24 protein-coding genes are annotated in these 23,460 nt (G+C 39.9%); all 24 read left to right on the top strand.

Annotated features, from left to right (window positions below):
* The first annotated feature begins 26 nt into the window (after positions 1-26).
* Entirely contained in the window at positions 27-1,226 is a 1,200-nt protein-coding gene (locus tag IYQ91_RS08145; RefSeq protein WP_195673566.1) for a phosphoglycerate kinase, read from the top strand.
* A 514-nt stretch (positions 1,227-1,740) separates the two neighbouring features.
* On the top strand, positions 1,741-2,271 hold the full coding sequence (locus tag IYQ91_RS08140) for an FUSC family protein (RefSeq protein ID WP_003032280.1): 531 nt from the start codon (positions 1,741-1,743) through the stop codon (positions 2,269-2,271).
* Between the two features lie 76 nt (positions 2,272-2,347).
* Positions 2,348-2,707 (top strand): MerR family transcriptional regulator, encoded by a 360-nt coding sequence (locus tag IYQ91_RS08135; protein WP_003028467.1) that lies wholly within the window; start codon positions 2,348-2,350, stop codon positions 2,705-2,707.
* 38 nt (positions 2,708-2,745) lie between these two features.
* The gene (gene glnA, locus IYQ91_RS08130) at positions 2,746-4,092 is read left to right on the top strand and encodes a type I glutamate--ammonia ligase (protein WP_106079126.1); all 1,347 of its coding nucleotides are present in this window, start codon (positions 2,746-2,748) and stop codon (positions 4,090-4,092) included.
* Between the two features lie 187 nt (positions 4,093-4,279).
* A complete protein-coding gene (locus IYQ91_RS08125; protein ID WP_195673565.1) occupies positions 4,280-4,645 on the top strand; it encodes a DUF1033 family protein in 366 nt (121 codons plus the stop codon).
* Between the two features lie 69 nt (positions 4,646-4,714).
* Positions 4,715-5,656 carry a competence type IV pilus ATPase ComGA gene (gene comGA / locus IYQ91_RS08120; protein WP_195673564.1) on the top strand — a complete coding sequence of 314 codons (942 nt, stop codon included), beginning with the start codon at positions 4,715-4,717 and terminating at the stop codon, positions 5,654-5,656.
* The gene (gene comGB, locus IYQ91_RS08115; protein ID WP_195673578.1) at positions 5,598-6,620 is read left to right on the top strand and encodes a competence type IV pilus assembly protein ComGB; all 1,023 of its coding nucleotides are present in this window, start codon (positions 5,598-5,600) and stop codon (positions 6,618-6,620) included. Before comGA ends, comGB begins: the two co-directional genes overlap by 59 nt.
* Positions 6,617-6,934, top strand: a complete 318-nt coding sequence (gene comGC / locus IYQ91_RS08110; RefSeq protein ID WP_003028473.1) for a competence type IV pilus major pilin ComGC — start codon at positions 6,617-6,619, stop codon at positions 6,932-6,934. The genes comGB and comGC overlap by 4 nt, the downstream gene beginning before the upstream one ends.
* Positions 6,894-7,322, top strand: coding sequence for a competence type IV pilus minor pilin ComGD (gene comGD / locus IYQ91_RS08105; protein WP_024053128.1), 429 nt, complete (start codon positions 6,894-6,896; stop codon positions 7,320-7,322). The genes comGC and comGD overlap by 41 nt, the downstream gene beginning before the upstream one ends.
* Positions 7,294-7,587, top strand: a complete 294-nt coding sequence (gene comGE / locus IYQ91_RS08100) for a competence type IV pilus minor pilin ComGE (protein ID WP_195673563.1) — start codon at positions 7,294-7,296, stop codon at positions 7,585-7,587. The genes comGD and comGE overlap by 29 nt, the downstream gene beginning before the upstream one ends.
* Positions 7,571-8,008, top strand: a complete 438-nt coding sequence (gene comGF, locus IYQ91_RS08095) for a competence type IV pilus minor pilin ComGF (protein WP_195673562.1) — start codon at positions 7,571-7,573, stop codon at positions 8,006-8,008. Before comGE ends, comGF begins: the two co-directional genes overlap by 17 nt.
* A complete protein-coding gene (comGG, locus tag IYQ91_RS08090) occupies positions 7,989-8,315 on the top strand; it encodes a competence type IV pilus minor pilin ComGG (protein WP_022525970.1) in 327 nt (108 codons plus the stop codon). Before comGF ends, comGG begins: the two co-directional genes overlap by 20 nt.
* 71 nt (positions 8,316-8,386) lie before the next feature.
* Positions 8,387-9,340 carry a class I SAM-dependent methyltransferase gene (locus IYQ91_RS08085; RefSeq protein WP_195673561.1) on the top strand — a complete coding sequence of 318 codons (954 nt, stop codon included), beginning with the start codon at positions 8,387-8,389 and terminating at the stop codon, positions 9,338-9,340.
* A 46-nt stretch (positions 9,341-9,386) separates the two neighbouring features.
* Positions 9,387-10,586 carry an acetate kinase gene (locus tag IYQ91_RS08080; protein WP_022525968.1) on the top strand — a complete coding sequence of 400 codons (1,200 nt, stop codon included), beginning with the start codon at positions 9,387-9,389 and terminating at the stop codon, positions 10,584-10,586.
* A gap of 388 nt (positions 10,587-10,974) precedes the next feature.
* Entirely contained in the window at positions 10,975-12,789 is a 1,815-nt protein-coding gene (glmS, locus tag IYQ91_RS08075; RefSeq protein ID WP_195673560.1) for a glutamine--fructose-6-phosphate transaminase (isomerizing), read from the top strand.
* Between the two features lie 437 nt (positions 12,790-13,226).
* A complete protein-coding gene (locus IYQ91_RS08070; protein WP_195673559.1) occupies positions 13,227-15,359 on the top strand; it encodes an ATP-dependent Clp protease ATP-binding subunit in 2,133 nt (710 codons plus the stop codon).
* Positions 15,360-15,555: 196 nt separating this feature from the next.
* Positions 15,556-17,013 (top strand): PTS ascorbate transporter subunit IIC, encoded by a 1,458-nt coding sequence (locus IYQ91_RS08065; RefSeq protein ID WP_195673558.1) that lies wholly within the window; start codon positions 15,556-15,558, stop codon positions 17,011-17,013.
* A 30-nt stretch (positions 17,014-17,043) separates the two neighbouring features.
* Positions 17,044-17,325 (top strand): PTS sugar transporter subunit IIB, encoded by a 282-nt coding sequence (locus IYQ91_RS08060; protein WP_003032305.1) that lies wholly within the window; start codon positions 17,044-17,046, stop codon positions 17,323-17,325.
* Between the two features lie 202 nt (positions 17,326-17,527).
* Positions 17,528-18,013: a PTS sugar transporter subunit IIA gene (locus tag IYQ91_RS08055; protein WP_022525964.1), complete on the top strand. Its 486-nt coding sequence runs from the start codon at positions 17,528-17,530 to the stop codon at positions 18,011-18,013.
* A gap of 50 nt (positions 18,014-18,063) precedes the next feature.
* Entirely contained in the window at positions 18,064-18,729 is a 666-nt protein-coding gene (locus tag IYQ91_RS08050; RefSeq protein WP_049513200.1) for a 3-keto-L-gulonate-6-phosphate decarboxylase UlaD, read from the top strand.
* Between the two features lie 3 nt (positions 18,730-18,732).
* Positions 18,733-19,593 carry an L-ribulose-5-phosphate 3-epimerase gene (locus IYQ91_RS08045; RefSeq protein ID WP_039677615.1) on the top strand — a complete coding sequence of 287 codons (861 nt, stop codon included), beginning with the start codon at positions 18,733-18,735 and terminating at the stop codon, positions 19,591-19,593.
* Position 19,594: 1 nt separating this feature from the next.
* Positions 19,595-20,296 carry an L-ribulose-5-phosphate 4-epimerase gene (locus IYQ91_RS08040; RefSeq protein WP_195673557.1) on the top strand — a complete coding sequence of 234 codons (702 nt, stop codon included), beginning with the start codon at positions 19,595-19,597 and terminating at the stop codon, positions 20,294-20,296.
* 195 nt (positions 20,297-20,491) lie between these two features.
* Positions 20,492-22,162, top strand: a complete 1,671-nt coding sequence (locus tag IYQ91_RS08035) for a BglG family transcription antiterminator (protein WP_195673577.1) — start codon at positions 20,492-20,494, stop codon at positions 22,160-22,162.
* A 161-nt stretch (positions 22,163-22,323) separates the two neighbouring features.
* Positions 22,324-23,415 carry an L-ascorbate 6-phosphate lactonase gene (ulaG, locus tag IYQ91_RS08030; protein WP_195673556.1) on the top strand — a complete coding sequence of 364 codons (1,092 nt, stop codon included), beginning with the start codon at positions 22,324-22,326 and terminating at the stop codon, positions 23,413-23,415.
* Positions 23,416-23,460 lie beyond the last annotated feature (45 nt).

Below are 23,460 nucleotides of genomic sequence, written 5' to 3'. Positions count from 1 at the left end.
AAAATAGAAAAAGGAGTTTTTGTAACATGGCAAAACTTACTGTTAAAGACGTTGAATTGAAAGGCAAAAAAGTCCTTGTTCGCGTTGATTTCAATGTGCCGCTTAAAGACGGAGTTATCACAAATGACAACCGTATCTCAGCTGCTCTTCCAACAATCAAGTATATCCTTGAACATGGCGGACGTGCTATTCTTTTCTCTCACCTTGGACGTGTGAAAGAAGAAGCTGATAAAGAAGGAAAATCTCTTGCACCAGTTGCGGCTGATTTAGCTAAAAAATTAGGTCAAGATGTTGCTTTCCTTCCAGGAGTAACTCGTGGAGCAGAGCTTGAAGCAGCTATCAATGCCCTTAAAGACGGTGAAGTTCTTCTTGTTGAAAACACTCGTTTTGAAGATGTTGACGGCAAGAAAGAATCTAAAAACGATCCAGAACTTGGTAAATATTGGGCATCACTTGGAGATGGCATCTTCGTAAACGATGCATTCGGTACAGCTCACCGTGCACATGCATCTAACGTCGGTATCTCAGGCAACGTTGAAAAAGCAGTTGCTGGTTTCCTTCTTGAAAACGAAATTGCTTATATCAAAGAAGCGGTTGAAAATCCAGTTCGTCCATTCGTAGCAATCCTAGGTGGTTCTAAAGTATCAGACAAGATTGGTGTTATCGAAAATCTTCTTGAAAAAGCTGATAAAGTGCTTATCGGTGGTGGTATGACTTATACTTTCTACAAAGCACAAGGTATCGAAATCGGTAACTCACTTGTAGAAGAAGATAAATTAGACATTGCAAAAGCTCTCCTTGAAAAGTCAAACGGTAAACTCATTTTGCCAGTTGACTCAAAAGAAGCAAACGCATTTGCTGACTACACTGAAGTGAAAGATACTGAAGGTGAAGCAGTGGATCCAGGCTTCCTTGGTTTGGATATCGGTCCAAAATCTATCGCTAAATTTGATCAAGAATTGACTGGTGCGAAAACAGTTGTTTGGAACGGACCTATGGGTGTCTTTGAAAACCCTGACTTCCAAGCTGGTACAATTGGTGTGATGGACGCTATCGTGAAACAACCAGGCGTGAAATCAATCATCGGTGGTGGTGACTCTGCAGCAGCAGCTATCAACCTTGGCCGTGCAGATAAGTTCTCATGGATTTCTACAGGCGGAGGCGCAAGCATGGAGCTTCTTGAAGGTAAAGTATTGCCAGGATTGGCTGCTCTTACAGAAAAATAAGGCGGTCAGTCAGAAATCTATGATTTCGTTGATTGTCATTTCTGATTTTTAGGGAACAACTTCAACTCATCCACTGGAAGAGTTGAACCCTGCAAGGCTGAATAGGTTGGTCACGAGCTTAGCGAAGTGAACTGCCATTCAGCTATTGCGCTATAAGTAGATGAAAAGGGCTGGATGTCAGCTCTTTTCTAGTGCACACGCTAGATTTTCTGCGAAACGAAGTGAGCTAAGAAAATCAGTGGTGGTAAAGATAAAGTACTGCCAGCTCTTGCAGCACTTATGGAACAATAATTCTAAAGGAGACTGGAACAAAAAATTTCCAGTCTTAAATTTATGTAATCATAAATGATGACTGCAGTAGCTGATTGCTCACAGCAGTACTTTAAGGTTGCAGTTAGGATTTGTGGCACAAGCTTCAACTTTTTAGAATGAAAAGAAATTGTTTTCATTTCTTGTAATCATTATTATCTTTTCTCTAAAATATGTTAGAATAAAGGTAAAAGGAAATGCGTGAATGGGTTATTTTAAAAAGTATAAGTTTGATAAGTCGAAATTTAAATTAGGAATGCGAACCTTTAAAACGGGGGTCGCGGTTTTTATTGTTCTTCTTATCTTTGGGCTTTTTGGTTGGAAAGGATTGCAGATCGGTGCTCTGACAGCTGTTTTCAGTTTGCGTGAAGATTTTGATAAGAGCGTCCATTTTGGAACCTCTCGTATTTTAGGAAATAGCATTGGTGGTTTGTATGCCTTGCTCTTCTTTCTCATCAATAACCTGTTTCATGAGCAGTTTTGGGTGACCTTACTGGTCGTTCCTATTTGTACGATGTTAACGATTATGACAAATGTTGCTATGAACAACAAAGCGGGAGTGATTGGTGGTGTCTCTGCCATGCTGATTATTACTTTATCTATTCCAACAGGAGAGACAGTTTTGTATGTATTTGCACGTGTCTTTGAGACTTTCATGGGGGTTTTCGTTGCCATGCTGGTCAATTCTGATGTGGATCGCTTGCGGAAAGTATTGAAATTAAAAAACGAAGAATAATGTTAGAAAATATAACATGGGTTCTTGACATAGAAATTTTTTCAGATTATAATAGAGCATGAGAAAGGAATTTGCAATGAAGGAAAAAGAATTTCGTCGCAATATGGCTGTTTTTCCCATTGGTAGCGTTATGAAATTGACGGATTTGACAGCACGTCAGATTCGTTATTATGAAGATCAAGAATTGATCAAGCCTGATCGAAATGAAGGAAATCGCCGCATGTATTCATTAAATGATATGGATCGCTTGTTGGAGATTAAAGATTACATTTCAGAAGGTTACAATATTGCTGCGATTAAGCGAAAATATGCCGAGCGCGAAGCGAAATACAAGAAGCCGGTGAGTGAGAAAGACGTTCGTCGAGCCCTTCATAAAGACATTTTACAACAAGGTCGCTTTGCTTCTTCCCTTCCACCATTTGGTCGTATGCATTGACCAATATCAATTTTTTTAAATTTCATAAGGAGATACTCATGCCAATTACAGTAGCTGACATTCGTCGCGAAGTGAAAGAAAAAAATGTTACCTTTATCCGTTTGATGTTTTCAGACGTTTTGGGAACAATGAAAAACGTTGAAATTCCAGCGACCGATGAACAGCTGAATAAAGTTTTGTCAAATAAAGTAATGTTTGACGGATCTTCCATTGAAGGTTTTGTGCGTATCAATGAGTCAGATATGTACCTTTATCCTGACTTGGATACATGGACGGTTTTCCCTTGGGGAGACGAAAACGGAAGTGTCGCAGGACTGATTTGCGATGTCTATACGACGGAAGGAACGCCTTTTAAAGGGGATCCGCGTGGAAATTTGAAACGCGCTTTACGTCACATGGAAGAATTAGGATTCAAATCCTTTAATTTAGGTCCTGAGCCAGAATTTTTCTTATTTAAACTTGATGAGAATGGTGATCCAACTCTTGAGGTAAATGATAAGGGTGGCTATTTTGACCTTGCTCCGACTGACCTGGCTGACAATACTCGCCGTGAAATCGTTAATGTCCTTACAACAATGGGATTTGAAGTAGAAGCCAGTCACCATGAGGTAGCTATCGGTCAGCACGAAATTGACTTTAAATACGATGAAGTTCTCCGTGCCTGTGATAAGATTCAGTTGTTTAAGCTGGTTGTTAAGACAATTGCCCGCAAGCATGGTTTGTACGCTACTTTTATGGCAAAACCAAAATTTGGTATTGCTGGTTCAGGTATGCACTGTAACATGTCGCTCTTTAATCAAGACGGTCAGAATGCTTTCTTTGATCCAGAAGATCCAAAGGGCATGCAATTATCAAAAACTGCCTATTATTTCCTTGGTGGTCTGATTAAACATGCTTACAATTATACAGCTATCATGAATCCGACTGTCAATTCTTACAAACGTTTGGTTCCTGGCTATGAAGCTCCTGTGTATATTGCTTGGGCAGGACGGAACCGTTCTCCGCTTGTTCGTGTGCCAGCTTCACGCGGTATGGGAACACGTTTGGAATTGCGCTCTGTTGACCCAATGGCTAATCCTTATATTGCTATGGCTGTTCTTCTTGAAGTTGGACTTCATGGGATTGAAAATAAAATTGAAGCACCTGCTCCGATTGAAGAAAATATCTATGTCATGACAGCAGAAGAGCGCAAAGAAGCGGGTATTACAGACCTTCCTTCTACTCTACATAATGCGGTGAAAGCACTGACAGAAGATGAAGTTGTAAAAGCTGCACTTGGGAACCATATTTATACAAGTTTTGTAGAAGCAAAACGCATCGAATGGGCAAGCTATGCCACTTTTGTTTCCCAATGGGAAGTAGACAACTATCTTGATTTGTATTAATAAATTGGGAGCGAGGCTTAGAAAAAGTCTCGTTTTCGTATCTGATGAATGAAAAAGTACTAATCAAAATAATGCCACTTTTTCTACATTTTTGAGCAAATGGCGAAAAACTTGTATAATAGAGCATATCTGTTTAAAAAATTTAGCATTTCCGATATAATAAACAGAACAAAGGGAGGTGAAGCAGGTGTATTGTGTGATTGAAATGTATGGCAAAGATGAGCCTTGGTGGTTTTTCGACGGCTGGGAAGCTAATATCGTATCAGTACAGCATTTTGATAACTATTATGCTGCTTTAAAATATTATAAACGCCAATGGCTGAAGTTGGCAACTGCTTTTCCTTTCTATAAAAGTCGAAGTGATTTGATGTCTATTTTTTGGGATGCAGGAGATTTGCGCTGGTGCGAGGAATGTGGCGACTCTGTTCAGCAGTATCATTCTCTCGCTCTGTTAGAAAATGATACTGTTATTCCCAAAGAAAAAATGCAGCCGGGTTACAATAAACAAAATAGTGAAGAGGAACATCGTGCTTGCTCTCTAACGTTTAAATAATTTACAAAATGGTGATTTTTCATCATTTTTTTATTTTCTTCTGCGAATAATATAAAGTGAGGAGGAGATATGGTTCAAAACATTGCACAGGATATTATTTGTCGAGCTAAAAAAGAGCAGGCTCAGGACATTTATTTTGTTCCAAGGGAAAATATGTATGAGCTATACATGCGAATTGGCGATGAACGGCGCTTTATCCAACAGTATGCATTTGAAAAGATGGCAGCAGTAATTAGTCATTTCAAGTTTACCGCTGGGATGAATGTCGGCGAAAAACGTAGAAGCCAGCTAGGATCTTGTGATTATCAATATGGTGATAAGAAAACGTCATTACGACTGTCAACAGTGGGGGATTATCGTGGATACGAAAGTCTGGTGATTCGTTTATTGCATGATGAAGAGGCAGAGTTGAAGTTTTGGTTTGCTCAAATCCCAGAGCTCAAAGAACGATTCAAACAACGAGGGCTTTATCTTTTTTCGGGACCGGTAGGAAGTGGAAAAACGACTCTCATGCACCAACTCGCCCAAGAGCGCTTTGCTGGTCAGCAAATCATGTCCATTGAAGACCCTGTTGAAATCAAGCAGTCTGGCATGTTACAGTTGCAATTGAATGAAGCGATTGGTTTGACTTATGAAAGTTTGATTAAACTTTCTCTTCGGCATCGACCAGATTTATTGATTATCGGAGAGATTCGTGATGCGGAGACAGCACGGGCAGTTGTTCGAGCTAGCTTAACGGGAGTGACTGTCTTTTCAACTATCCATGCAAAAAGCGTACAAGGTGTTTATGAACGGTTGTTGGAATTGGGAGTGACAGAAACAGAGCTGAAAATTGTCTTGCAAGGGATTTGTTACCAACGTTTAATTGCGAAAGGAGGAATAGTGGATTTTGTCAGTGAAAAGTATCAAGAACACGAGCCAAGCAACTGGAATAGGCAGATTGATCAGCTTCATGCAGCAGGACATATCAATCTTGAACAAGCAGAAGCGGAAAAAATTATCCACGGTTAAGCAGAAAAAGGTCGTAGAGTTACTGAATAATCTTTTTTCTAGTGGCTTTCATTTGGCAGAAATTATTGACTTTTTGAAGCGAAGTGCCTTGTTAGAAGAAGTCTATGTGGACAGGATGAAAGAGGGTTTGTCAACAGGAAAGCCTTTTTCGGACATTATGGCTAGTTTAGGTTTTTCAGATAATGTGGTAACACAACTTTCGCTGGCAGAATTACACGGAAATCTCTCACTCAGTCTGAGTAAGATTGAGGAATACTTGGAAAATGTCTCAAAAATTAAGAAAAAGTTGGTTGAAGTGGCGACTTATCCCTTTATTTTGTTTGTTTTTTTGATATTCATTATGCTGGGATTACGTAATTATTTACTCCCGCAACTCGATCGTCAAAATGTAGCAACGCAGATTATCAGTAATTTGCCGCAACTTTTTCTGGGTTCATTAGGGGTAGTCTTTGTTTTGTTAGCGATAGGTTTTTATTGGTTTCAAAAAAGCTCAAAAATAACAACATTTGGTTTGTTGGCTCGACTTCCTTTTTTTGGCACTTTTATTCAAACCTATTTGACAGCTTATTATGCGAGAGAATGGGGAAATATGATTGGTCAAGGTTTAGAACTCAGTCAGATTTTTCAGATGATGCAAGGGCAACGCTCTGCTATGTTTCAAGAAATTGGAAAAGATTTAGAAGTTGCGCTGCAAAATGGTCAGGAATTTTCACAAGTAGTGAAATATTATCCATTTTTTAAAAAGGAATTAGGCTTGATAATTGAATACGGTGAAGTGAAATCCAAATTGGGACGTGAATTAGAAGTTTATGCTCAAAAAACATGGGAGACATTTTTTAAACGTGTTCATCAGGCGATGAATGTTATTCAGCCACTAGTGTTTGTCTTTGTGGCTTTAATGATTGTATTGTTGTATGCAGCCATGTTGCTGCCAATTTATCAAAATATGGAGGTTCAATTATGAAAAAATTAAAAAGTTTGAAGGTTAAAGGTTTTACTTTAGTAGAAATGTTAGTCGTGCTTCTTATCATCAGTGTTTTGATGCTCTTATTTGTACCGAATTTGACCAAGCAAAAAGAAGCTGTAACGGAAAAAGGAAATGCAGCGGTGGTAAAAGTTGTGGAAAGCCAGGCAGAGCTGTTTGAGGTCAATCACACCAATGAAAAAGCGACACTCTCAAAATTAGTCAACGAAGGCACGATTACAGACAAGCAGGCAGCATCTTATAAGGCTTACTATGCGAAACATACAAAAGAAGCTCGTTCTGTTGCAGATTAAGGGATTTACGCTTTTGGAAAGTTTGCTGACATTATTTATAACGAGTTTCTTATTGCTTGCGGTGTCGGGCTCTGTTCGTTCTTCTTTTGAACAGGTGGAAGAGCAGATTTTCTTTCTGGAGTTTGAGCATTTTTATCGGGAAAGTCAGAAGTTGAGTAGCTCAGCTCAAAGTCAGCTGGACATGAATTTTTCTCGTGAGAGGATTTCCAATGGTTACAACCATTTGGTAGTTCCTCGCTCGATTCAAGCGCCAGAAGATTTGACGCTTCATTTTGATAAGGCTGGTGGCAATTCATCGCTCGGAAAGATTGTCTTTCAGACGAAAAAGCAGACAATTACGTATCAATTATATCTAGGAAATGGGAAATTTAAGAAAACAACACGTTAAAGGAACGATTTTATTAGAGTCGCTGCTGGCTTTGGCTGTTTTTGCGACAATTGTGACCCTGTTGTTGGGACAAATTCACCAGTCTCGAAAAGCAGAAAATGACTTGCTTAGAGAAGAAGAAGTTTTAAGGGTAGCTAAAATGGCTTTGCAGACAAAGCAAAGCCATTTGACAATGAACGGTATTAAAGTGCGTGTTGAAACAAGTCAACAAGGTATTCAAATTTATCATGGGAAGGAGCTGATTCTCGGTGTTCAAGGCAAATAAAGTGAAAGCTTTTACCCTTTTAGAGGCTCTGATTGCCTTATTTGTACTCAGCGGAAGTGTGCTGCTTTTTCAGTCAATGACGCGTCTTCTGGCTTTTGAAGTTCAAGCCCGGCAACATAGTGAACAACGAGAATGGCTTTTGTTTGCTGATCAACTAGAAGCAGAGTTGGCTCGTTCTTCATTTGAAAAGGTGGAGAATAATCGTTTATATATGAAACAGGACGGCAAGGCAATTGCATTTGGAAAGTCAAGTGGACAGGATTTCAGAAAAACCAATGCGAATGGGAAAGGTTACCAGCCGATGGTTTATGATGTAAAAAAAGCAGAAATCTCACAGAAAAATGAGCTGATTTATGTTAGACTGACGTTTAGGCGAGGATTGGAAAGGGAGTTTATCTATCGTGTGGAAACAGAAAGTTAAAGCGGGCATTATGCTCTATGCACTCTTTATGGCGGCAGTTTTTAGCTTGCTTTTGCAATTTTACCTTCATCGTCAAACTGCTAATCATAGAAATTTCACCCTAAACCGAGAACGAACACAGGCTTATGCAATGGCTCTTCTAGCCAACGAAAATTCTAAGCAAAGGGAATTTGATAAAGGGTATGTCCAAGACCAAAAGAGTGAGAAAGAGCTCATCCTGACAGTAACAATGAAGACTGGTCGCCGTTATCAATTTTCTTTTTCGGCTAAAAAAGAAAAGCAGATGGATAAAAAATTGAATAAATAAATGATGTACGTGCAACAGAGTACACTCGCAAAAAAAGCTAAATTTTGGTATGATAGGGAGCGGAGGATGCTATGAATTTTGAAAAAATTGAACAGGCCTATACGCTCTTGTTAGAAAATGTCCAAGAAATCCAAAATGATCTTTTAACGAGCTTTTATGATGCTTTGATAGAGCAAAATGGCAGCTATATGGACGGGGATATTGAACTAGATAGTGTTCGGCAGAACAATGAAAAACTGAAAGCGTTGAAATTAAGTAAAGAGGAATGGCGCCGAGCCTACCAATTTTTGCTGATGAAAGCAGCTCAAACAGAGCCTTTGCAAGCCAATCATCAATTTACTCCAGATTCTATCGGGTTTATCTTAACTTTTCTCATTGACCAATTGAGTAAAAAAGGATACATTGATATTTTGGAAATTGGTAGCGGAATGGGGAATTTAGCTGAGACGATTCTCAATAATACACAAAAAAATGTGGATTATCTAGGGCTAGAATTGGACGATCTGTTAATTGATATATCAGCCAGTATCGCAGATGTGATGGATGCAAAAGTTAGTTTTGTGCAAGGTGATGCAGTGCGTCCGCAAGTATTGAAAGAAAGCGATGTGATTATCAGTGATTTACCAGTTGGCTTTTATCCTGATGATAGCATTGCGGCGCGCTATGAAGTGGCTAGTACACAGGATCATACCTATGCTCATCATTTGTTAATGGAACAATCGCTCAAGTATCTCAAATCAGGCGGTTATGCTATTTTCCTTGCACCAAATGATTTATTGACTAGTTCGCAAAGTGATTTATTGAAGAAATGGCTACAAAAGCATGCACAAATAGTTGCAATGATTGCGTTACCAGAGTCTCTTTTTGGAAATGCAGCATACGCTAAAACAATTTTTGTACTGAAAAAGCAAGATGAACAAGCTGTCAAACCATTTGTTTATGCTTTATCTGATTTGCAGAATCAAGCGGATTTATTGACATTTAGCGAAAAGTTTCAAAATTGGAGCCAAGAAAGTGAAATTTAAACAAGTTTTTGATATAATAAATGAAAACGCTTAAAAGAGGTAGTTTATGTCAAAAACAATTTCAATCAATGCTGGAAGTTCAAGTCTAAAATGGCAATTATACGAAATGCCAGCTGAAAAGGTTATTGCCAAAGGGCTGATTGAACGGATTGGTCTCAAGGACTCCATTTCAACAGTAAAATTTGATGGTCGTGCAGAAAAGCAAATTTTAGATATTGATGATCATACGCAAGCTGTAAAAATTTTGTTAGATGACTTGATGCGCTTTGGTATTATCAAATCCTATGAAGAAATCACAGGTGTCGGTCATCGTGTTGTTGCAGGTGGTGAATACTTTAAAGAATCTGCACTTGTTGATAGCGAAGAAGTGATTCAAAAAGTAGAAGAATTAGCGCTTCTTGCACCACTTCATAACAAAGCAAATGCAGCAGGAATTCGTGCCTTTAAAGAATTGTTGCCAGACATTATAAGTGTCGTTGTGTTTGATACATCTTTCCATACAACAATGCCAGAAAAAGCCTATCGTTATCCATTACCGACTAAGTACTATACGGAGAACAAGGTTCGCAAATATGGCGCTCATGGTACAAGTCATCAGTATGTTGCCAAGGAAGCCGCCAAAACGCTTGGTAAGCCACTTGAAGAGTTGAAGCTAATTACTTGTCATATTGGGAATGGCGCTTCTATTACAGCGGTTGATAAAGGAATTTCTGTAGATACTTCAATGGGCTTTACTCCGCTAGGTGGCGTGATGATGGGAACTCGCACAGGGGATATTGATCCGGCGATTATTCCTTATTTGATAGAGCATACAGAAGATTTTAATACACCAGAAGACATCAATTATATTTTAAACAAACAGTCTGGGCTTCTAGGAGTATCTGAAACATCAAGTGATATGCGCGACATTATTGCAGGAATGCATGAGGGTAATCATAATTGTAAACTGGCTTTTGACATTTTTGTTGATCGCATTCAAAAACATATCGGTCAATATTTTGCTGTTTTAAATGGTGCGGATGCGATTATTTTCACAGCTGGCATCGGAGAAAATTCTGATGAGGTGCGCGAAGCTGTTATTTCAGGTCTATCTTGGTTTGGTTGCGATATTTTACCGGAAAAAAATGTACGTGGAGCTGAAGGGATCATCTCAAGTGATGCTGCTAAGGTGAAAGTGCTTGTCATTCCTACAGATGAAGAATTAGTTATTGCACGTGATGTTGAGCGATTCAAAAACCAAAAATAAAACTTGGAATTTACAAGTCATAATATTTAAGAAGAGAAGCTGAGACAGACAGCCATGAGTGCGCAGCAATCATGGCTGTCTGTCTCACTCTCTTTCATTTTTAGTTTGAAAAAAGATTGTTGAAGTGATTACCTAATGCTCCTGGAACATAAAATGTGAATAAAAATGTCTGAATCAACCGTACAGGTAGGAGAATGAGCTGTTTAAAAGTCTTTTGATTTCCTCTATACTTTCTTTTTGAACTATACCAATTTTCTTGTTGACAAATTCACAATAAAATTATATACTGATTTCGCTTGTTTTGGATAGCTAGGATTAGACTATACCAATTTATAAAACGAAGGAGGAGATAGCAGACTTCTGAAAGTTGTTTGCTATAAATAATAGTATGTGTGGAATCGTTGGAGTTGTTGGAAATCGAAATGCAACAGATATTTTAATGCAAGGTCTAGAAAAATTAGAATACCGGGGTTATGATTCGGCTGGGATTTTTGTGACCAATGGGAAAACATCTAGTTTGGTGAAATCAGTTGGTCGCATAGCTGATCTTCGTGCAAAAATCGGGATTGACGTGGCTGGAACTGCTGGTATTGGCCATACACGTTGGGCAACGCATGGAAAACCAAGCGAAAGCAATGCGCATCCGCATACTTCTCAAACGGGACGCTTTGTTTTGGTGCATAATGGTGTGATTGAAAATTACCTAGACATCAAGAACACTTATCTTGCTGGACATGATTTGAAAGGTCAAACGGATACAGAAATTGCGGTTCACTTGATTGGAAAATTCGTTGAGGAAGAGAATTTATCAGTTCTTGAAGCATTCAAAAAAGCTCTTCATATTATTGAAGGCTCTTATGCCTTTGCTTTGATGGATGCTGAAGATGCAGATACAGTTTATGTTGCCAAAAATAAATCCCCTCTTTTGGTTGGCTTAGGAGAAGGCTACAATATGGTCTGCTCGGATGCTATGGCAATGATCCGTGAAACAAGTGAATTTATGGAAATTCACGACAAAGAATTGGTTATTGTGACAAAAGACGGTGTCCAAGTGCAAGATTATGATGGCAATCCTGTTGAGCGTGAAAGTTACACAGCAGAGCTTGATTTGTCTGACATTGGTAAAGGCACTTATCCTTACTACATGTTGAAGGAAATTGATGAGCAGCCAACTGTGATGCGCAAACTCATTCAAGCTTACACCGATGAAAATGATCAAGTTTCAGTAGATCCAGCCATTATCAAAGCTGTTCAAGAAGCGGACCGTTTGTATATTCTTGCGGCTGGGACATCTTACCATGCTGGTTTTGCGACCAAGCGCATGCTAGAAGAATTGACAGACACGCCGGTTGAATTGGGGATTTCTTCTGAATGGGGCTACAGATGGCCATTGCTTAGCAAGAAACCAATGTTTATCTTGATCAGCCAATCTGGCGAAACAGCCGACAGCCGTCAGGTTTTGGTCAAAGCCAATGCTATGGGAATTCCAAGTTTGACGGTGACCAATGTACCGGGTTCAACTTTGTCTCGTGAAGCGACTCACACGATGTTACTTCATGCAGGGCCAGAGATTGCAGTTGCTTCTACAAAAGCTTACACAGCACAAATTGCGACTCTAGCATTCCTTGCGAAAGCAGTTGGAGATGCCAATGGCAATGAAAAAGCGAAGCAGTTTGATTTAGTGCATGAATTATCCATTGTAGCGCAAGCGATTGAGGCGACGCTATCTGAAAAAGATAGCATTGACGAAAAAGTGCGTGATCTGCTTGCTACAACACGCAATGCTTTCTATATTGGTCGAGGGCAAGACTATTATGTTGCCATGGAAGCCAGCTTGAAATTAAAAGAAATTTCCTATATCCAGTGTGAAGGATTTGCTGCGGGAGAGTTAAAACATGGAACGATTTCCTTGATTGAAGACGGTACGCCAGTAATCGCCTTAATTTCGTCCGATGAGCAATTGGCCAGTCATACTCGTGGGAATGTATCAGAAGTGGTGGCGCGTGGTGCAAATGTTTTGACCGTTGTAGAAGAAAATGTAGCAAAAGAAGGAGACGATATTGTTTTAATGTCTGTTCATCCATATTTGTCACCAATTTCTATGGTCGTGCCCACACAGTTGATTGCCTATTTTGCAACATTGCATCGTGGACTTGACGTAGATAAACCACGGAATTTAGCTAAGTCTGTGACAGTTGAATAATACCTATGAAGAATCATCAAGTGTTGACTTGGTGATTTTTTGTTCCATTGAGATAAAGTAGAAGTCTGATTTTAAAAAATTATGTAAAATATAAAATTTTAAACTAGAAAGACTAATATTAAAGTAAAGCCAGTCAGAAAAGAAAAACAAAAATTATGTAAATTTTTTCTAAAAATCTATTGACTTTTTTATTTTTATAGTATATAATTACATTTGTAAACGGAAAGGAATAAAATCCGTTACACTCATCCAAACAAGATGAAATTCTTAGCTGCGCTCAGTTAAAGGGATTTCATCTCTATTTTGGGAGAGGATTAAAATTATGTAAAATATTAACTGCCTTTTATAAATATAAATCCAAAAGATAGAGTTGCTCACTTTGTCTTATATTTTAAGCAGTTGCAAAAATTATGTAAAATAACAAGTGAGGTACAGATATGAACAACAACTACAACAACTTTGATAACATGGATGATCTTTTCAACCAATTGATGGGAAGAATGGGCGGTTTTAATAGTGAAAATCGACGTTATCTCATCAATGGACGTGAAGTAACACCAGAAGAATTTGCACAATACCGAGCAACGGGAAAACTGCCGAAACAAGCAGTAGAGGGTCAAAACCCGCAAATGCAAGGGCAAGCAGGTGCTCCAAAGCAAGATGACATTTTAGCAAAATTGGGTCGCAATTTGACAGAAGAAGCGCGCCAAGATATGCTCGATCCCGTTATTGGGCGCAATAAGGAAATTCAGGAAACAGCAGAAATTCTGTCTCGTCGGACGAAGAATAATCCAGTGCTAGTCGGAGATGCTGGGGTTGGTAAGACCGCAGTTGTCGAAGGTTTGGCACAAGCGATTGTCAACGGCGATGTCCCTGCTGCTATTAAAAATAAGGAAATTATTTCTGTAGATATTTCTGGCTTAGAAGCAGGTACGCAATATCGCGGCAGTTTTGAAGAGAATATTCAAAATCTGGTATCTGAAGTGAAAGAAGCGGGTAATGTCATTCTCTTCTTTGATGAAATTCATCAAATCCTTGGTGCTGGAAGCACAGGCGGTGATAGTGGATCAAAAGGTCTAGCAGATATTTTGAAACCAGCTTTATCTCGTGGGGATTTAACAGTGATTGGTGCGACGACGCAAGATGAATACCGCAATACCATTTTGAAAAATGCGGCTTTGGCTCGCCGTTTCAATGAAGTAAAAGTAAATGCTCCGTCTGCAGAAGATACTTATAAGATTTTGCAAGGAATTCGTGATTTGTACGAAAAACACCACAATGTTATCTTGCCAGATGAAGTGTTAAAAGCAGCTGTGGATTATTCGATTCAATATATTCCGCAACGCAGTTTGCCAGATAAAGCGATTGACCTAGTGGATGTGACAGCAGCTCACTTGGCAGCTCAACACCCTGTTACAGACGTACACGCCGTGGAACGTGAAATCGCAGAGCAAAAGGCCAAACAAGAAGCTGCAGTTGAAAAAGAAGATTTTGAAACGGCTTTGAATGCTAAGATGCGCATTGAAGAGCTGGAAAAGAAAATTGAAAATCATACAGAAGACATGAAAGTGACAGCAACTGTCAATGATGTGGCAGAGTCTGTAGAGCGCATGACGGGTATTCCTGTTTCTCAAATGGGCAGCAGCGATATTGAGCGCTTGAAAGAAATGAATGCGCGCTTGAAAACAAAAGTCATTGGACAAAATGAAGCAGTTGAAGCGGTGGCGCGTGCTATTCGGAGAAATCGTGCAGGTTTTGATGAAGGCAATCGTCCGATTGGTAGCTTCCTCTTTGTCGGACCAACTGGTGTCGGAAAAACAGAGCTAGCTAAGCAATTAGCGCTTGATATGTTTGGTACAAAAGATGCGATTATTCGTTTGGATATGTCTGAATACTCTGACCGTACAGCCGTGTCGAAGCTGATTGGTACAACAGCTGGTTATGTGGGATATGATGACAATAGCAATACGTTGACAGAACGTGTTCGTCGCAATCCTTACTCAATCATTCTGCTAGATGAAATCGAAAAAGCAGACCCACAAGTCATCACGCTGTTACTGCAAGTCTTAGATGATGGTCGTTTGACAGATGGACAAGGAAATACTGTCAACTTTAAGAATACGGTTATTATCGCTACTTCTAACGCAGGATTTGGTTATGAAAGCTTTACAGGCGACGAAGAAAAGGATATGAAAATTATGGATCGGTTGAAACCATACTTCCGTCCAGAATTCTTGAACCGGTTCAATGCGGTTATTGAATTCTCACATCTTGGTAAGGAAGACTTGGCTGAAATTGTAGAATTGATGCTGGATGAAGTCAACCAAACGCTTGCTAAGAAAGACATCACTCTGACGGTAACAGATGCCGCAAAAGCTTATCTAGCAGAAGAAGGTTACGATGAAGTCATGGGTGTTCGTCCGCTGCGCCGTGTGATTGAACAACAAATCCGTGACAAAGTAACAGATTATCATCTGGATCATTTGGATGTGAAACATCTCTTAGCTGATCTGAAAGATGGTGAATTAGTCATTGAGGAAGCAACAGATGATTCAGCTACAAAAGCATAATTCTCCAGAGAAGTGGGCAGTTTCCTATGATTGTAGAACAATCGTAGAAGCTGTTCAGCTTCTTTTTTTATTCCCCATATTTTTCACAGTCCAAGAGTGAACAGTTGCTTGTGTAATTCTTGGTCTTTTTGTTACCGCTTACATGGTTTATAATAGGCTTATAAAGAACAAATAAAATAGAAAAAGGAGAGTTAAAATGAACATCATTTTAAACATTCTGAACTGGTTCTCGCAAAACATTTTGCAGAATCCGGCCTTCTTTGTAGGTCTCTTGGTTCTAATTGGCTATGCTCTGTTGAAAAAGCCAGCGCATGATGTCTATGCCGGTTTCATCAAAGCGACAGTTGGTTATATGCTGTTGAACGTTGGTGCTGGAGGTTTGGTAACAACTTTCCGTCCGATTTTGGCGGCTTTGAACTTTAAGTTTAAGATTGGTGCGGCGGTTATTGACCCATACTTTGGACTAACAGCGGCAAATACAAAGATTTCAGAAGAATTTCCAAACTTTGTCGGAGCAGCAACAACAGCACTTTTGATTGGTTTTGGTGTCAATATCCTGCTCGTTGCTCTTCGGAAAATTACGAAAGTGCGGACGCTGTTCATTACAGGTCATATCATGGTGCAACAAGCAGCAACCGTTTCATTGATGGTTCTTCTCCTTGTTCCTCAATTGCGTAATAGCTGGGGCGTGCTGGCAATCGGTGTCATCTGTGGACTTTACTGGGCAGTCAGCTCTAATATGACAGTAGAAGCAACACAACGTCTGACAGGTGGTGGCGGTTTTGCGATTGGTCACCAACAACAATTTGCGATTTGGTTTGTGGATAAAGTTGCAGACAAATTTGGCAAGAAAGAAGAAAATCTTGACAATTTGAAGTTGCCAAAATTCTTGTCTATTTTCCATGATACAGTGGTTGCTTCGGCGACATTGATGTTGGTTTTCTTTGGAGCCATTCTCTTAATCTTGGGTCCAGATATCATGTCCAATGCAAAAGTCATTACATCAGGTACAGTTTACAATCCTGCTAAGCAAGACTTTTACATGTATATCATTCAAACAGCCTTCACTTTCTCCGTTTATCTCTTTGTCTTGATGCAAGGTGTACGGATGTTCGTAGCAGAATTGACCAATGCCTTCCAAGGTATCTCTAACAAATTGCTTCCTGGTTCATTCCCAGCTGTGGACGTTGCAGCTTCTTACGGTTTTGGTTCACCAAATGCAGTGCTTTCAGGATTTGCTTTTGGTTTAATTGGTCAATTGATTACGATTATGCTCTTGATTGTCTTTAAGAATCCAATTCTCATTATCACCGGTTTCGTTCCAGTATTCTTTGACAATGCAGCGATTGCAGTTTATGCGGATAAACGTGGTGGCTGGAAAGCAGCGGTTATCCTGTCCTTTATTTCAGGTGTGCTGCAAGTGGCACTCGGTGCTCTCTGTGTAGCGCTTCTCGGTCTTGCTTCTTACGGCGGTTACCATGGAAATATTGACTTTGAATTCCCATGGCTTGGATTTGGCTATCTTTTCAAATATCTTGGCATTGTAGGTTACATTCTTGTTTGTGTATTCTTGCTGATTATTCCACAACTACAATTTGCCAAAGCAAAAGACAAGGAAGCCTACTATCGTGGTGATGTTCAAGCAGAAGAATAAAAATAGATTTAAATATTGGAGGAAAATAATATGGTTAAGGTATTAACAGCGTGCGGAAATGGCATGGGCTCATCTATGGTGATTAAGATGAAAGTAGAAAATGCTCTGCGAAAATTAGGACAAACAGATTTTACCGTCAATTCTTGCAGTGTTGGAGAAGCAAAAAGCCTTGCTTCTGGTTATGATATTGTCATTGCTTCTCTTCATTTGATTCATGAATTGGATGGACGGACAAATGGTAAATTGATTGGTCTGGATAATCTGATGGATGACAAAGAAATCACTGAAAAACTATCACAAGTACTGGAATGATGCGGCTAGAGGTTTGTCTCAGCCTCGTCGCTTAAGAAATTGATATAGAGGCTTTGGACGTTTGTCCAAGCCTCATTCGCTTAAAAGGATAGGTGAAACTGAAAACATAGGGAAGCTCAAGTCTATTGTGTTTTTAAAGAAGCAGAAGATTTCTCTTTGCCAATCCGTTTTGAGTTTCCATTTTCTACGAAAGGAAGAAGCCATGAATTTAAAGCAAGCATTGATTGAAAACAAATCCATTCGTTTAGGGCTTTCTGCTTCGACTTGGCAAGAAGCGGTCAAACTTTCTGTTGACCCTTTGATTGAAAGCGGAGCTGTTAAGCCTGAATATTATGATGCAATCATCAAATCCACAGAAGGATATGGTCCTTATTATATTTTGATGCCGGGTATGGCGATGCCACATGCTCGTCCAGAAGCTGGTGTACAAAAAGATGCCTTCTCTTTGGTGACTTTGAAAGAGCCTGTAACTTTCTCAGACGGGAAAGGCGTGAGTGTCTTGTTAGCTCTTGCAGCAACGAGTTCAAAAATTCATACGAGTGTTGCCATTCCGCAGATTATTGCCCTCTTTGAATTGGAAAATTCTATTGACCGTTTGCTGGCATGTCAAACAGAAGCAGAAGTTTTAGCCTTAATTGATGAATCAAAAGATAGTCCTTATTTAGAAGGATTGGATTTAGATAGTTAGTAAATGGTTGTGTTTCAATCCATTAGAAAAGAATAGAAAGAGAGAAAATTATGTCAAAACGTCTTCCAAATTTACAAGTTGCACTAGATCATTCAGACTTGCAAGGAGCCATTAAAGCGGCTGTGTCGGTCGGGCATGAAGTAGATGTTATTGAAGCAGGAACAGTTTGCCTCCTGCAAGTAGGCAGTGAGTTGGTAGAAGTGCTGCGTAGTTTATTTCCTGATAAAATCATCGTAGCCGACACTAAATGTGCTGACGCTGGTGGGACAGTTGCTAAAAATAATGCCGTACGCGGTGCGGATTGGATGACCTGCATTTGCTGTGCAACGATTCCAACTATGAAAGCCGCTCTAAAAGCGATTCAAGAAGAACGTGGCGAGCGAGGTGAGATTCAAATTGAACTTTACGGAGACTGGACTTATGAGCAAGCTCAGACTTGGCTTGATGCTGGCATTTCACAGGCTATTTATCACCAATCACGCGATGCACTTCTTGCTGGTGAAACTTGGGGTGAAAAAGATCTCAATAAAGTTAAGAAATTGATTGAAATGGGCTTCCGTGTGTCTGTGACGGGTGGTTTGAATGTGGACACGCTCAAACTTTTTGAAGGAGTGGATGTCTTTACCTTTATTGCTGGACGTGGCATTACAGAAGCTGAAAATCCAGCAGCAGCTGCGCGTGCTTTCAAAGACGAAATCAAACGAATCTGGGGGTAAGTCATGGCACGTTCGATTGGAATTTATGAAAAGGCGACGCCGAAGCATTTTTCTTGGCGGGAACGGTTAGAATTTGCTAAGGAAATGGGATTTGACTTTGTGGAAATGTCGGTTGATGAAAGCGATGCTCGGCTGGCACGTCTCACTTGGTCCAAAGAAGAACGTCTAGAACTTATCAAAGCCATCTATGATACAGGTGTGCGGATTCCAAGCATTTGCTTTAGCGGTCATCGGCGCTATCCTTTGGGCTCAAATGATCCTGAGCTAGAAGCCAAATCGCTTGAAACGATGAAACAATGTATCGAATTAGCACAGGATTTAGGCGTGCGGGTCATTCAATTAGCCGGCTATGATGTTTATTATGAAGAAAAATCACCCGAAACACGCGCCCGTTTTTTAAAAAATCTACGACGAGCATGTGATTGGGCTGAGCAGGCGCAGGTCATGCTGGCAATTGAAATTATGGATGACCCATTTATCAACAGCATTGAAAAATATCTGGCTGTGGCAAAAGGAATCAATTCACCTTATCTCTTTGCCTATCCAGATACAGGCAATGTTTCTGCTTGGCATAATGACCTCTGGAGTGAATTTTACCTTGGTCATCAGGCAATTGCTGCGCTGCACTTAAAAGATACCTATGCCGTGACAGAGCATTCTAAAGGGCAATTTCGCGATGTACCTTTTGGTGAAGGCTGTGTCAATTGGGAAGAAATGTTTGCCGTTTTGAAGAAAACCAATTACCAAGGTCCGTTTTTGATTGAAATGTGGTCTGAAAATTGTGAAACGGTGGAAGAAACCAAAGCTGCTATCAAAGAAGCGCAAGATTTCCTTTATCCACTCATTGAGAAAGCGGGGTTATGAAATGTTAGTACCAGAATTACGAGAACGTGTCTATAAAGCCAATATGGAACTTCCAGAGCATGGTTTGGTGAAATTTACCTGGGGCAATGTCTCGGCGATTGACCGCGAAAAGGGCTTGATTGCCATTAAACCTTCCGGTGTGGCGTATGAAAATCTATCTCCAGAAAATATGGTTGTGACAGATTTGGATGGCAATATTGTCGAAGGTGATCTCAATCCGTCATCAGATTTGCCGACGCATATTGAGTTGTACAAAGCATTTCCAGAAGTGGGTGGCATTGTTCATACGCACTCGACAGAAGGCGTGGCTTGGGCGCAGGCGGGTCGCGATATTCCTTGTTATGGTACGACGCATGCTGACACTTTCTACGGTGCTATTCCTTGCGCTCGTGCTTTGACAACTGAAGAAATCAATGGCGAGTATGAAAAAGAAACTGGTAAAGTCATTGTTGAAGAATTTGCCAAGCGTGGCTTAGATCCGCTCGCAGTAGCGGGTGTGACTGTCCGCAACCATGGACCATTTGCTTGGGGCAAGGACGAAAAGTCTGCTGTTTATAATGCAGTTGTCCTTGAAGAAGCTGCTCGTATGGCACGCTATACGGAAGCTATCAATCCAACTGTTGCAGAAGTACCGCAAGATCTCAAAGATAAGCATTACTTGCGGAAACACGGAAAGAACGCTTACTACGGACAGAAAAAGTAATTATGAAAAATCAAGGAGGAGGACGACTACCATGATTGAGAATAGTCATGATGTTGGTTCCTCGCCTTGCTTTTCTCATTTTGCTATGAAAAAGCGCTAAAAATGACCAAAATAACGAATAAATTTTTTCAGTCTCATGTGAATGATATGTGAAAAATGTTATAATGGTTTGCAATCCCTTTCAAGGAGTAAATGATGATATTATTGGATCAAACAAGTTGTGACTTACTAAGATACCTCATTCAGTTGGAAGAGCCAGAAACGATTATGACCATTTCACGGGCGACGAATCAATCGCGGAGGAAAATTTATTATCATTTAGAAAAAATCAATGATGCCTTAGCAGAGGCTGGTGAGGTGATTAGCAGTAGTCCGAGAGTAGGGATTGTCTTAACTGCACAGCAAAAGGAATTATGCCAATCCTTGCTGGAAGGAGTCGATTCTTATAGTTATGTCATGAGCATGACCGAGCGCATGCAGCTGACTGTGCTTTATATCTGTATTGCTAAGGAGCGTGTGACTATTGAAAAACTGATGGAATTGACAGAGGTATCTCGGAATACGGTTCTCAATGATTTGAATGAAATCCGCAATCAGCTAGCTTCGGAGCAGTATCAAGTTAATCTCACTTCCACGAAAGCGCAAGGATATTTTTTAAAATGTCATCCGCTCAATAAAATCCAATATGTTCATTCTCTTTTGTACCACATTTTTGCAGAGGGAAACCATAGTTTTGTAACGATTTTAACGGAGAAGATAAAAAACTTTGTCGGTGAAGAAATTCTTCTGTCCGATGATTTACAGGATTTTCTCAATCAAAGAGTGCAAGATGTGGAGCAGGATTTAGGCAAGAAAATCAATCGCCATGAAATCAAATTCATGCTGCAAGTTTTGCCCTATCTGCTGTTGAGCTGTCGCAATATGGCTTTAAATGAGGAAGAACAGGAAGACTTGAAGCGTGAGTTTACTTTGATTCGCAAGCGGATAGAATACCAAGCTGCTAAGCATTTGAATAGCAATTTACATGTAACATTTGGCTTGCAATTAAATGACATTGAGATTTCTCTCTTAGCCGTTCTGTTGCTTTCTTACCGAAAGGACAGGGATATTCATGCAACCAGTCAAGATTTTGTCCAATTAAAAGAAGCGATTGATGAGTTTATCTGGCGTTTTGAAGTTAGTTCGCACTTTGAAATTGAAAATAAAGAAGATTTGTTGCGAAATCTCTTGACACATTGCAAGGCTCTATTATTTCGTAAAACTTACGGCATTTTGTCTAAAAATCCGCTGACGAGACAAATCAAGGAAAAATATGCGGAGTTGTTTGCAGTCACCAAGTCTTGCTCTGTGATTTTGGAGGAAGCATGGCTCATTTCACTAACCGATGATGAAGTTGCTTACCTTGCCTTACACATGGGTGGATTTTTAAAGCACAATCATGCTGAAAAACAAGATGCCAAACGAATTTATTTAGTGTGTGATGAGGGAGTCGCTGTGCAGAAATTGCTACTCAAACAGTGCTTGTATCATTTGCCAAATGAAAATTTAGGCGCTGTTTTTACGACAGAGCAATTCAAAAGCGTCGAAGATATTTTAGATGTGGATTTATTGATTACGACAAATGACGGGTTGGAAACCACTCTGCCAACGATACAAGTTCAGCCTATTTTGGATTATGAAGATGTATTAAATATTACTTCTTTTGTCAAAGATCAAACTCTTTCAACTAAAGGAGTACGATTTAGTCAAGAGTTAGAGCACCTCTTAGCGTCTTACATCAAAGATTCAGCTCGGACACAAGAGCTGAAAAATAAAATTCAAAAACTTGTCAACGAAGAATTATTATCAACTTCAACGGAAGAATGAAAGAATGGATGACTAGCTAGGGATAGAATTCCCGGCTTTTTTAAGTACTAAAAATAGTCCAATCTTGAACACAGCCTTGTGTTTTATTTGGTCTTTTTTTCTCTCTTAGAGCAGATTATACTAAAGATAGAAATATAACATTATCTTGAGGAGGAACAATCATGCCAAATGTAAAAGAAATTACAAGAGAATCTTGGATTTTATCCACTTTCCCAGAATGGGGAACCTGGCTCAATGAAGAAATTGAAGAAGAAGTTGTGCCAGAAGGCAACTTTGCTATGTGGTGGCTAGGCAACTGTGGTGTCTGGATTAAGACGCCAGGCGGAGCTAATGTTGTTATGGATCTTTGGTCTAACCGCGGAAAATCAACTAAAAAGGTCAAAGATATGGTGCGGGGACATCAAATGGCAAATATGGCAGGCGTCCGTAAATTGCAGCCAAATCTCCGTGTGCAACCAATGGTGATTGACCCATTTGCGATTAATGAACTGGACTATTATCTGGTATCGCATTTCCACAGCGACCATATTGACATCAATACTGCTGCAGCTATCGTCAATAATCCAAAATTAAATCATGTGAAATTTGTCGGTCCTTACGAATGTGGCGAAATTTGGAAAAAATGGGGTGTTCCAGAAGAACGCATTATGATTATCAAACCGGGTGAAAGCTTTGAGTTTAAAGATATAAAGGTTACAGCTGTGGAATCCTTTGACCGAACCTGCTTAGTGACACTTCCAGTTGACGGTGCGGATGCTCGAGACGGTGAGCTGAAAGGGCTTGCTGTAACTGACGAAGAAATGGCGCGTAAGGCAGTCAACTACGTCTTTGAAACGCCGGGCGGTACGATTTATCATGGCGCAGATTCTCACTTCTCAAACTATTTTGCCAAACATGGAAAAGATTTCAATATTGATGTAGCGATTAACAACTACGGTGACAACCCAATCGGTATTCAAGACAAGATGACTTCGATTGATTTGCTTCGTATGGCTGAAAATCTGCGTGCCAAAGTCATTATTCCAGTTCACTACGACATCTGGTCTAATTTCATGGCTTCAACAGATGAGATTCTTGCCCTCTGGAAAATGCGCAAAGAGCGCTTGCAATATCAATTCCATCCATTCATTTGGGAAGTTGGCGGTAAATACACTTATCCGCAAGACAAAGACAGAATTGAATACCACCATCCACGTGGTTTTGATGATTGCTTCGAGCACGATTCAAATATTCAATTTAAGGCTTTACTATAAAAAATTAAGTGGGAATTATCCGTATACATTGCGATATGCGGATAA

Origin of the sequence: Streptococcus sp. HF-2466, from assembly GCF_015594645.1 — a bacterium.
GTDB lineage: Bacteria > Bacillota > Bacilli > Lactobacillales > Streptococcaceae > Streptococcus > Streptococcus anginosus.
The sequence above is the reverse complement of the archived record's forward strand: the minus strand, read 5'-3'. Positions and strand labels throughout refer to the sequence as shown.

What these genes read in the sequence shown, in the direction of transcription:
- comGD (WP_024053128.1), top strand. Translation starts at nt 6,894, where the DNA reads ATGCGAAACATACAAAAGAAGCTCGTTCTGTTGCAGATTAAGGGATTT.
- IYQ91_RS08145 (WP_195673566.1), top strand. Translation starts at nt 27, where the DNA reads ATGGCAAAACTTACTGTTAAAGACGTTGAATTGAAAGGCAAAAAAGTC.
- IYQ91_RS08050 (WP_049513200.1), top strand. Translation starts at nt 18,064, where the DNA reads ATGTCAAAACGTCTTCCAAATTTACAAGTTGCACTAGATCATTCAGAC.
- comGE (WP_195673563.1), top strand. Translation starts at nt 7,294, where the DNA reads ATGGGAAATTTAAGAAAACAACACGTTAAAGGAACGATTTTATTAGAG.
- glmS (WP_195673560.1), top strand. Translation starts at nt 10,975, where the DNA reads ATGTGTGGAATCGTTGGAGTTGTTGGAAATCGAAATGCAACAGATATT.
- IYQ91_RS08080 (WP_022525968.1), top strand. Translation starts at nt 9,387, where the DNA reads ATGTCAAAAACAATTTCAATCAATGCTGGAAGTTCAAGTCTAAAATGG.
- IYQ91_RS08055 (WP_022525964.1), top strand. Translation starts at nt 17,528, where the DNA reads ATGAATTTAAAGCAAGCATTGATTGAAAACAAATCCATTCGTTTAGGG.
- IYQ91_RS08040 (WP_195673557.1), top strand. Translation starts at nt 19,595, where the DNA reads ATGTTAGTACCAGAATTACGAGAACGTGTCTATAAAGCCAATATGGAA.
- comGB (WP_195673578.1), top strand. Translation starts at nt 5,598, where the DNA reads ATGCAGCAGGACATATCAATCTTGAACAAGCAGAAGCGGAAAAAATTA.
- ulaG (WP_195673556.1), top strand. Translation starts at nt 22,324, where the DNA reads ATGCCAAATGTAAAAGAAATTACAAGAGAATCTTGGATTTTATCCACT.
- IYQ91_RS08045 (WP_039677615.1), top strand. Translation starts at nt 18,733, where the DNA reads ATGGCACGTTCGATTGGAATTTATGAAAAGGCGACGCCGAAGCATTTT.
- IYQ91_RS08035 (WP_195673577.1), top strand. Translation starts at nt 20,492, where the DNA reads ATGATATTATTGGATCAAACAAGTTGTGACTTACTAAGATACCTCATT.
- comGA (WP_195673564.1), top strand. Translation starts at nt 4,715, where the DNA reads ATGGTTCAAAACATTGCACAGGATATTATTTGTCGAGCTAAAAAAGAG.
- IYQ91_RS08135 (WP_003028467.1), top strand. Translation starts at nt 2,348, where the DNA reads ATGAAGGAAAAAGAATTTCGTCGCAATATGGCTGTTTTTCCCATTGGT.
- IYQ91_RS08060 (WP_003032305.1), top strand. Translation starts at nt 17,044, where the DNA reads ATGGTTAAGGTATTAACAGCGTGCGGAAATGGCATGGGCTCATCTATG.
- comGC (WP_003028473.1), top strand. Translation starts at nt 6,617, where the DNA reads ATGAAAAAATTAAAAAGTTTGAAGGTTAAAGGTTTTACTTTAGTAGAA.
- IYQ91_RS08140 (WP_003032280.1), top strand. Translation starts at nt 1,741, where the DNA reads ATGGGTTATTTTAAAAAGTATAAGTTTGATAAGTCGAAATTTAAATTA.
- IYQ91_RS08085 (WP_195673561.1), top strand. Translation starts at nt 8,387, where the DNA reads ATGAATTTTGAAAAAATTGAACAGGCCTATACGCTCTTGTTAGAAAAT.
- IYQ91_RS08070 (WP_195673559.1), top strand. Translation starts at nt 13,227, where the DNA reads ATGAACAACAACTACAACAACTTTGATAACATGGATGATCTTTTCAAC.
- glnA (WP_106079126.1), top strand. Translation starts at nt 2,746, where the DNA reads ATGCCAATTACAGTAGCTGACATTCGTCGCGAAGTGAAAGAAAAAAAT.
- IYQ91_RS08065 (WP_195673558.1), top strand. Translation starts at nt 15,556, where the DNA reads ATGAACATCATTTTAAACATTCTGAACTGGTTCTCGCAAAACATTTTG.